The 9220-nt window shown below is 60.9% G+C and carries 6 protein-coding genes; 3 read left to right on the top strand and 3 right to left on the bottom strand.

Annotated elements, in window-relative coordinates:
- Positions 1-91 precede the first annotated feature (91 nt).
- The 3 genes from glgP to NW844_RS08465 all read right to left on the bottom strand — a co-directional run bounded on the left by glgP (position 92) and on the right by NW844_RS08465 (position 4698).
- Positions 92-2293 carry an alpha-glucan family phosphorylase gene (glgP, locus tag NW844_RS08475; RefSeq protein WP_414334950.1) on the bottom strand — a complete coding sequence of 734 codons (2202 nt, stop codon included), beginning with the start codon at positions 2291-2293 and terminating at the stop codon, positions 92-94.
- A gap of 411 nt (positions 2294-2704) precedes the next feature.
- On the bottom strand, positions 2705-3901 hold the full coding sequence (locus NW844_RS08470; RefSeq protein ID WP_414334949.1) for a SpoIID/LytB domain-containing protein: 1197 nt from the start codon (positions 3899-3901) through the stop codon (positions 2705-2707).
- A 269-nt stretch (positions 3902-4170) separates the two neighbouring features.
- Complete coding sequence (locus tag NW844_RS08465) at positions 4171-4698, bottom strand: nucleoside deaminase (protein ID WP_414334948.1); 528 nt, start codon at positions 4696-4698, stop codon at positions 4171-4173.
- A 204-nt stretch (positions 4699-4902) separates the two neighbouring features.
- On the opposite strand from NW844_RS08465, the gene NW844_RS08460 reads away from it, so the two are divergent.
- The 3 genes from NW844_RS08460 to NW844_RS08450 all read left to right on the top strand — a co-directional run bounded on the left by NW844_RS08460 (position 4903) and on the right by NW844_RS08450 (position 8720).
- The gene (locus tag NW844_RS08460) at positions 4903-6117 is read left to right on the top strand and encodes an HhoA/HhoB/HtrA family serine endopeptidase (RefSeq protein WP_414334947.1); all 1215 of its coding nucleotides are present in this window, start codon (positions 4903-4905) and stop codon (positions 6115-6117) included.
- 150 nt (positions 6118-6267) lie between these two features.
- Positions 6268-7077 (top strand): polyphosphate kinase 2, encoded by an 810-nt coding sequence (gene ppk2 / locus NW844_RS08455; protein ID WP_414334955.1) that lies wholly within the window; start codon positions 6268-6270, stop codon positions 7075-7077.
- A 44-nt stretch (positions 7078-7121) separates the two neighbouring features.
- Positions 7122-8720: a protein kinase domain-containing protein gene (locus NW844_RS08450; protein ID WP_414334946.1), complete on the top strand. Its 1599-nt coding sequence runs from the start codon at positions 7122-7124 to the stop codon at positions 8718-8720.
- The last annotated feature ends 500 nt before the right edge of the window (positions 8721-9220 follow it).

The raw sequence follows: 9220 nt of genomic DNA, 5'->3' as shown, positions 1-9220 counted from the left end.
CCTCTGGGAGAGGGGCCGGGGGTGAGGGCTCTCCCTCTGGGAGAGGGGCCGGGGGTGAGGGCTCTCCCTCTGGGAGAGGGGCCGGGGGATCCTAGCCGACCACAGCCGAACCTGACAAAGTCCGGCTCACCTCTGCTTCCAGGGGCTGAGGCTCGTAGATTTTCAACACGTACTCGGCCACCATGCGGTCGGTGTTGAAAACCGGGTTGAGGGTGCGGATCGCCTCCTTCATGCGGGCAATCCAGCGGCGCGGGATCCCTTGCTCGTCCCGCTCATAGAACATGGGGATCACCTCATACTCCAACAAATCGTAGAGAGAGTTGGCGTCCAAATCGTCTTGGGCAGCGGGATCCAAGCCTTCGATTTCTTGGCCGATGGCCCAGCCATTGCGGCCGTTGTAACCCTCCGGCCACCAGCCGTCCAACACCGACAGATTCAACCCCCCGCTGAAGCCCACCTTTTGCCCTGAGGTGCCAGAGGCTTCCAGAGGGCGTCGCGGGTTGTTCAGCCACACATCTACCCCCTGCACCAAGTTGCGACCGACATAGGCATCGTAATTTTCAATGAAGGCGACCCGGTTGGCCACCTCAGGGCGATTGGACCATTCCACCACCCGTTGGATCAGGCGCTTGCCCCCCTCGTCCCGCGGATGGGCCTTGCCGGCAAAGATAATCTGCACAGGATACTCTTTATTGGTGAAGATGCGGGTCACTCGCTCCAGATCGCGCAGGATCAAATCTCCTCGCTTGTAAGTGCTGAAGCGGCGGGCAAACCCAATCGTCAGGATCTTGGGATCCAACAACTGGTTGACCGCCTGGATGCGCTCATTGCTTTCGCCGCGGTTGCGCCGCGCCCGCAACACCCGGTGGCGGGTAAAAGACACCAACCGCTCCCGCAGGGCTTCCTTGCGCCGCCACAGCTCCTCATCGGGAATTTCTTCCACCTTGGCCCACAGTTCCGGATCCGACACCCGCTCCGGCCAGTCGGGGCCCAAGTACTGATCGTAGAGGTTCCAGAAGAGGGGGGAAACCCAGGTGCGGGCGTGCACCCCATTGGTAATAGAGCTGATGGGCACCTCATCCACCGACCGCTCGGGGTAGAGCACATGCCACATCTCGCGAGAAACCCGTCCGTGCAGCTTGCTTACCCCATTGGCCGCCCGCGCGTAGCGCAAAGCCAGCACCGTCATGTTGAAGGGCTCCCAGGGATCCCCGCTGCGACGAGCTCCCAAAGCCAAAAATTGCTCCCGCGTCAGGCCCAGTTGTGGCCAGAAGGAAGCAAAGAACGCATCCATCTCGTTGGGGCTGAAAGCATCGTGGCCAGCCGGCACCGGTGTGTGGGTGGTAAAGACACATTTTTCCCGCACCTTGGCCTCCGCCGCCTCAAAAGGCGTGCCCCGCGCCACCTCTTCCCGCAGCAGCTCCAAGGTCAAGAAGGCGGCATGCCCCTCATTCATGTGATAGACCATGGGATCCAGGCCCAACTGGCGCAGCAGGCGCACCCCCCCGATGCCGAGGATACACTCTTGGGCAATGCGCGTGTCGGTGCTGCCCCCGTAGAGATGGGCGGTAATCCAGCGGTCGATGGGATCGTTCTCCTCCAGGTCGGTGTCCAGCAGCAAGAGAGGCACCCGGCCCACGTCCGCCCGCCAGGCGCGCGCCTTCACCAGCCGCTGCCGCATCGCCACTTCCACCAACAGAGGGCTGCCATCCGGCTGACGCACCAAGGTCAGCGGCAAAGACTCAAACTCGGAGTCTTCATAAAGCTCCCCCTGCCAGCCACTGGTGTCCAGGCGCTGCTGGAAATAGCCCTGACGGTAGAGCAATCCAATGGCCACCAGGGGCACTCCCAAATCGGAGGCCGACTTGAGGTGATCGGCGGCCAACATACCCAAGCCCCCAGAGTAGGTGGGCAAAGACTCGTGTAGGCCATACTCAGCGCAGAAATAGGCGATGGGGCGCTGCCAGTCGTAGGTTTTCATGGTGCGCTTGGCCCAGGTATCCTCAGCCGCCATGTACTGCCGATAGGACTGCACCATCCGGTTCAACGTGTTGAGGTAGTTGACGTCAGTAGCCAAGGCCGCCAGGCGCAAGTAGGAAACCTCCTCCAGCATGCGCACCGGGTTGTGAGAGGTTTTTTCCCACAGGGCAGGATCCATTTCCCGGAAAATGGTGAGATGATCGGGGTTCCAAGTCCACCAGTAGTTGCGGGCGATCTCGCACAAAGGGGTAAGCGCCTGCGGCAGCGCCGGGCAACGTTCAGGAAAAGCGGGGGCTAAGGTGGCAATGGACATAGGGCAGATACCTGAGGTTAAAGTTATGGGCTCGAAAAAGAAGAGGTAGAGGTCGATCCCGGTAAACGTATCTCAATTATTATTGAGCCGATCCTGAGGATCCGCAGAAGAGAATTCAAGATTTCTACAAAATCTTCAGGAGACGCAACTCAGCTTTTGCGGAGCTTTCCTCGATCTTGCCACAGTGGCGTGGAGCCCTCAAAAACAGCGACCACCAGCAGACCAGGTTTCGATTCCGCCACACTCAAGAGAGGGTGCGGCATCAGAGTTAACAAGATCTGCAGAACCCCAACGAACTCTCAGGAAACTTCTCCAGAGCGATCAAAATGTTGCTACCCACAAACTCTTAAAAACTACAGCTACTTTTGCTACCAATCGGTTATTTTGTGGGTTTTTTCCCGAAGTTGAGCCCTAGCGTCCTTCCACCACGGCCAGGCGGGTGTTGCGGTAGTAGTGGCTGAGGATCTGTTGGTAGGAGTAGTTTTGGCTGGCCAGGGCGGCAGCTCCCCACTGGCTCATGCCTACCCCGTGCCCGTAGCCGCGCCCCTGGATCTCGAAGAAAGCCGGTGAGGCTGCTGCAACAGGGGTCAGGCTGGCTGTAGTGGCCGTCTCCCCGCGGGGGCTGATGGCGATCATCGTGCTGCGCAACCCCAGGGCCCGCCGGAATTCGCTGCCGCTGACGTCTTTGCTGCCTTGGGATCCCACCAGGCGCAGGGTGATGGCCCGTCCCCAGGGGGAGCTGCGCAGGATCTCGATGGAACGGATGGCCCCGATCCCGCCGGCCAACTGCTGGAGCTGCTGGGCGGGAATGGTAGCCGTCCAGCTAAACACCGGCGAGTGGTGATCGAAATCGGGCACCCCCTGCAAGTAGGGCCGCGATTCTAACCAGACATTCCCTGCATCATCCGTGTGCCCGCCCCCGGAGGAGTGGAAAACGGCATTGATCAACTGCCCCTGGTGGATAAGCACCTGTCCGGCGGTTTCGCGGGCTGCCGCTTGGGTGCGGTTGGATTCGGCGGCCACCCCTTTGTAGACCTGCCAATCGACGCCATTTCCCAAGTCAAAAGGCTGCTGGGAGCGACGACTGCGGTGGTAGAGGGCGTAGGTGCGGGAGGCCACCGCTTGGGCTTTGAGGGCCTCCATGGGAAAACGATGTCCCATCTCGCTGCCCACCACGCTGGAAACGTAGTCTTCCAAGCCAACTTGGTTGATGGCGATCACCCCACTCTCGCCGGGGATCAGCTCCACCCAGCCGCGGTACCAGTTCTGGTCGATGAACACCAACCCATCGGGGGTAGTGGGCTGTAGGTAAAGGCGTTCTCCCTGTTGGCCGGCCAAACTGACCGCCGAGCCTATCCGGCTGGCCTGCAGCGGCTGCATGGCCGGAACTTCGGCCAGTGGCTGTCCCTGGGCGTTCAACAGGCGGGCCGGGGCAGAGCTGCCAAGCCTGACCTGCGGCTTGTTGACGGCAATCCCCACCCGCAGCAGCACCCGCGCCTGCACCGGGAAGGCCAAACAGAGCCAGGCCCAGACCAGAAGGCCGATCCCCCTAAGCCAAGCCGAGGGCAGCGGAGACACAACCGGAGAGGAAAAGAGGGCTACACTCACACGTCACTCCTCTGGGTAGAGACCACCTATGAGCAGCGGATCCCCTGCCCACCGATGGGCGAGGAAGGGATCCACCAGAAAATCTACAAAGCAAGGCCTGAGAAGGCAGATCTCAAAACTCACCCGAAACTCAAGCCGCTGCCTGTCCTAGGGGATCCCGGCCAGCCGCTCGCGTTAGCGGGCCGGAGGCCTTAGCCGATATGACAGTATCAAAAACCTCTCGCGGATGCACGACTTCAAGCCGACCTTTTTGTCGCCCAAGTTCCCCATTAGGTTGCCAGGGGGATCCCCCGCCGGCGGCAAAACCACTGCTGCAACAAGCGACGACACTCGGCCTCGCAAACCCCGCCGATGACCTCTGGGCAATGAAAGCTGGCGGCAGAAGCAGGCACATTGAGCACGCTGCGCAGCGCTCCGGCCTTGGGATCGTCGGCGCCGTAAATCACCTGGGCCAACCGCGCTTGGCTGATCGCCCCCGCACACATGGGGCAGGGCTCGAGGGTGACATATAGCCGACAGCCCTGCAACTGCCAGTCGCCCAGGCGCTGCCCCGCCTGCCGTAGGGCCAAAATCTCCGCATGGGCGGTGGGATCCCGATCCCGTTCCCGCCGGTTGCCGCTCAGGGCCAACAACTCTTCCCCCGGCCCCACCACCAGAGCTGCCACCGGCACCTCCCCAGCTTCTCCTGCCCGCTCGGCTTCTCGCAGGGCCAACTGCATCCAGGCGCGGTGGCGCTGCCACGGATCCCGCCCCTGGGGCAACAAAGAGGGGAGCTTGCTCGAATTGCCGATCGTCATTGGGCGTTTGAGCACTGCCGTTGCCCGCCAGATTTGCTAAGTTAAGCGCAAAGCCCTTACCAATCCAAAGAAATGAGTGAGGGTGGGTGGAATATTGTAGATGTGAAGCTGGACTGAGCTGGCCTCAGTTGGTGGATTTGGCTCAAGCTTTCTCCATCTTCGCATTTGTTTTCTCGGCAATACGGCTTAGCTTTGGGAGGGATCATGGCGCGGATTCTACGGCAAACACTTCTGGCGATGGCTTTGTTCGGCGGCGGCGTTGCCGGGGGAGTCTGGCTGTCGTCTCGAGCGGGGCAAGCATGGCTGCAGCAAACTCCCCTTGCCACTTGGTCGCAGCGGGCCGGCGGGGGGGTGGGATCCCTTCTGCCTGAGTCTGCCTCTCCCGCCGATGCCGTGCGGCCTTCCAATTTCATTGCCGCTGTTGCCCAAAAGGTCGGCCCGGCGGTGGTGCGCATCGATGCCACCCGCACCGTAGCCAGCCCCATCGATCCCGAGCTGTTTAACCAGCCCCTGTTCCGTCGCTTCTTTGGGGGACAAATCCCGCAACTGCCGCAGGAGTTTCAGCAGGAAGGCACCGGATCCGGATTCATCATCGATGCCAACGGCCTCATCCTCACCAACGCCCACGTGGTAGAAGGCAGCGAGCGGGTTAGGGTTCATCTGCTGGATGGACGCACCTTTGAAGGGGAGGTCAAAGGCTCCGATCCGGTGACCGACATCGCCGTGATCCAGATCGAGGGCGAAAATCTGCCCACGGTTACCTTGGGCAACTCCGACCAGGTACGGCCGGGGGATTGGGCCATCGCCATCGGCAACCCGCTGGGCCTGGACAACACCGTAACGGCAGGGATCATCAGCGCCGTCGGGCGTTCCTCCGGGCAGATTGGGGCCACCAACAAGCGGGTGACGTTCCTGCAAACGGATGCGGCCATCAATCCCGGCAACTCGGGCGGCCCGCTGCTGGATGCGGAAGGTCGCGTCATTGGGGTGAATACGGCCATTTTCCAGCGGGCCCAGAGCGTCGGCTTTTCCATCCCCATCAACCGCGCCATGGAAATTGCCGAGCAACTCATCCGCAATGGCCGGGTGGAGCATGCCTTCTTGGGCATTCGCATGATTACCCTCAGTCCCGATTTGGTGGCCCGCCTCAACCGTGACCCGGCCCGCCCCACCCCGCTGACGGTGCAAGAGGGGGTGTTGATCGGGCAGGTAATTCCCGGCTCCCCGGCTGAGCAAATTGGCTTGCAAGAGGGGGATGTTATCACTGAGATCGACGGCCAGGCCATCCGCGATGCCGAGCAGGTACAGCAGTTGGTGGAAGCTGCCGGAGTAGGCAAGACGCTGACGCTGCGGGTCATCCGCGACGGCCAGGCGCGCACCTTCCAGGTGAAGACGGGGGTGCTGCCGGTGGGCTCTTGAGCAGGTAGGCTGGGATCCTGGCCCCGACCAACCCCCTGGTCAGTCCAGTTTTGGAGCTGTTTTGTGATCCCCGAACCCCACCTTTCCTCTGAAACCCCTCTCTCTGAGGTGAAGCCGAACGTTAAGGGCAAAAAGAAGAAATGGCTCAAAATCGGCGGGATCTCGAAACCTGCCCCTGAGCGCCCCAAACTCTCCCGCAAAGATTACGAGCGAGCCTTGTTCCCGCTCAAGGTGGAGCTGGTGAAGCTGCAGTACTGGGTAAAGCACCAGGGCCTAAAGGTGGTGATCATCTTTGAGGGGCGCGATGCTGCCGGCAAGGGGGGCATGATCACGACCCTGACCCAACCCCTCAATCCCCGCGGCTGCCGGGTGGTTGCCCTGGGGGTGCCCTCAGACCGAGAGCGCACCCAATGGTATTTTCAGCGCTACGTGGCCCATCTCCCCGCTGCCGGCGAGATCGTTATCTTCGATCGCAGTTGGTACAACCGGGCCGGAGTCGAGCGAGTGATGGGCTTTTGCACCGAGGAAGAGTATCAGGAATTCATGCGCTCCTGTCCCGAATTTGAGCGCATGCTGGTGCGCTCCGGCATTATCCTTTTGAAGTACTGGTTTTCCGTGAGCGACGCAGAACAGGAGCGCCGCTTCCAAAAACGGGTGAAGGATCCGCTCAAACGCTGGAAACTCAGCCCCATCGATCTGGAGTCCCGCAACCGCTGGGTCGAGTATTCCAAAGCCAAGGACGCGATGTTAGCCCACACCAACATTCCCGAGGCCCCCTGGTTCACAGTGGAGGCCGACGACAAGCGGCGGGCCCGTCTCAACTGCATTCACCACATTCTCAGCAAGATCCCCTACGAAGACTTAATCCCTGAGGCGATAGAGCTGCCGCCGCGCCCGCCAGGAGAGCTCTATCGGCGGCCGCCCCGCAACGAGCAGTTCTATGTGCCGTCTATTTACTGATCCCCGTGACAGAATAGCCCTAGAGGCGGGGAGCGAGATCGCGTATGGCTTGGGCAGTTGGCGAAGAATTGCAGGGGGGGCGCTACCGCATCGAGGCCATTTTGGGGGAAGGGGGCTTTGGCATCACCTACCGCGCCTGGGATAGCGTCCGTGCTGACTATGTGGTTATCAAGGTCTTAAACGACAGCATCCGCGAGGATCCCGATTATCCCCGCTTCCAGCAAAACTTCATGAACGAGGCGCTGCAACTGGCCCGTTGCCGCCACCCCCATGTGGTGAAGGTGGAAGAGGTGATCTGGGAGCAGGATTGCTGGTGCATTGTGATGGAGTACATCCGTGGCCAGACTCTGCACCAGCTTTTGCGGCAAAAGGGGCCGCTGCCCCTGCCGGAAGCCCTGCGCCTGACGCGGGAGGTGGGATCCGCCCTCATGGCCCTGCACGAACAGGGGATTCTGCATCGAGACGTGAAGCCGGCCAACATCCTGGTGCGGGAGGGATCTGGGCAAGCGGTGTTGATCGACTTTGGGCTGGCGCGGGCCTACGCCCAAGGTCTGATCCAGCGCCACACCTCCTACGGCACCGATGGCTACGCCCCTCTGGAACAATACGACAGCCTACGCCGCCGCGGCGCCTTCACCGATGTCTACGCCTTGGCAGCGACCCTCTACACCCTGCTGACAGGAATGGTGCCCCTGTGTGCGCCGGTGCGGGCCACAGGCCGCCAGTTGGATACCCCCCGCAGCCTCAACCCCAGCATTCCCGAGATTGTAGAGGCCGCCATCCTCAAAGGGATGGCTCTCCACCCCGAAGAGCGCCCGCAAACCATGTCCGAGTGGCTGGCCCTGTTGCCGGCAGCGGTCTCTCCAGAAGAGAAGAAGCAGCCGGTTGCCTTTGAGCCGGCCCTTCGCACCCAGGATCTGCAGGAACTAGAGCAGCTTCTAGCCCGGCAACCTCAAGATGAGCTGGAACAGCTCCTGGCCCAGCACTCAGCAGAAGAGCTGGAGCAAATAGTGGCGCCCCCCACCCCTGCCACGATAAAGAAAAAAGAGGGGGCATCCGGATCCCTGGTTCCTTTTGAGATCTGTCCAGAAAGGCAAGGGAGCTGGGAGGGATCCCTGCCCGCTACTCTCCCCTGGCCAGACTGGGTGGGAGAAGCGGCTCCCGCCCTACAAGGGCTGTGGGATCGGCTGCGGGCCGGGCGGTGGGGGGAAGCGGATCGCTGGACGACGGCCCTGATGTTAAAGCTGGGCGGGCGATCCCAGGTGGGCTTTTTCGATCCCAAGGATGTTCAGGCTTTCCCCTGCCCGCTGTTGCGGCTGATCGACCAACTGTGGATGCAGGCCAGCCATGGGCGCTTCGGCTTCACCGTCCAGAAGCAGCTCTGGCAGGAGTGCGATCCCGAGGCGGGAGGCGGGATCAGATCGGGCTCCTTCTTGGCGTTGCCCCGCGAAGCGTGCATGGGAGAAAGAGTCGGCTGGCGGGTGCAGGGCCGCTGGTTGGGGTATGGGGAGCTCAAGACCAACCTGGAAGCACCAAAAGGTCACCTGCCGGTGGGCTTTCTCTGGGGCTACTCAGGTGGCCTGCACTCAGCCCTGTTGGTACTGGATCGAGCGGTGCTGAAAAAGCTAAAAGCCTGTCTATAAAAAAACTCCCCTCTCCCAAAAAGAAGAAGAAAGGCTAGGGGGGTCGCGTCAGCGGCGCAAAGCGCCTGGGGAGCGTCTTAATCGGGTTTGAAACGCAACGACTCCCGAAAACAGGACGACAGTCAATGCCCTCGGCCTGCAATCGTCTTAGATACGGGAGTGCCGCAATTGGAGGAATTTTGGGTGGTGCCGTTTGCATTCACCGCTATTTTTTTGTGGGCGACAATAGACAGAAATTGCCCCTATCTAGGATAGATTTTGCCATCCCAGTCCTAGCCAAACCTTTCATATTCAAACTTTCAAAGCCAATTATGTCGGATTTTTCGAGTAACTGAATTGCGGTTTTGTAGTGAAAAGCTTGCCTTTGCCCAGCCCTTAAACCTAGGCTTCCCCAATCGCCTTGCCAAACTGTCTTTGTCGATACACCCTGCTGGCTCTACAGTGGCGCGAAAGCTCGATCAACCCCCAATCATGCGAACCCCGCAAATTAACCCTCGATG

This window comes from Synechococcus sp. H55.2 (assembly GCF_047462495.1).
Taxonomy (GTDB): domain Bacteria; phylum Cyanobacteriota; class Cyanobacteriia; order Thermostichales; family Thermostichaceae; genus Thermostichus.
Note: the sequence above shows the minus strand (reverse complement) of the source record. Positions and strands in the feature narration are given on the sequence as shown.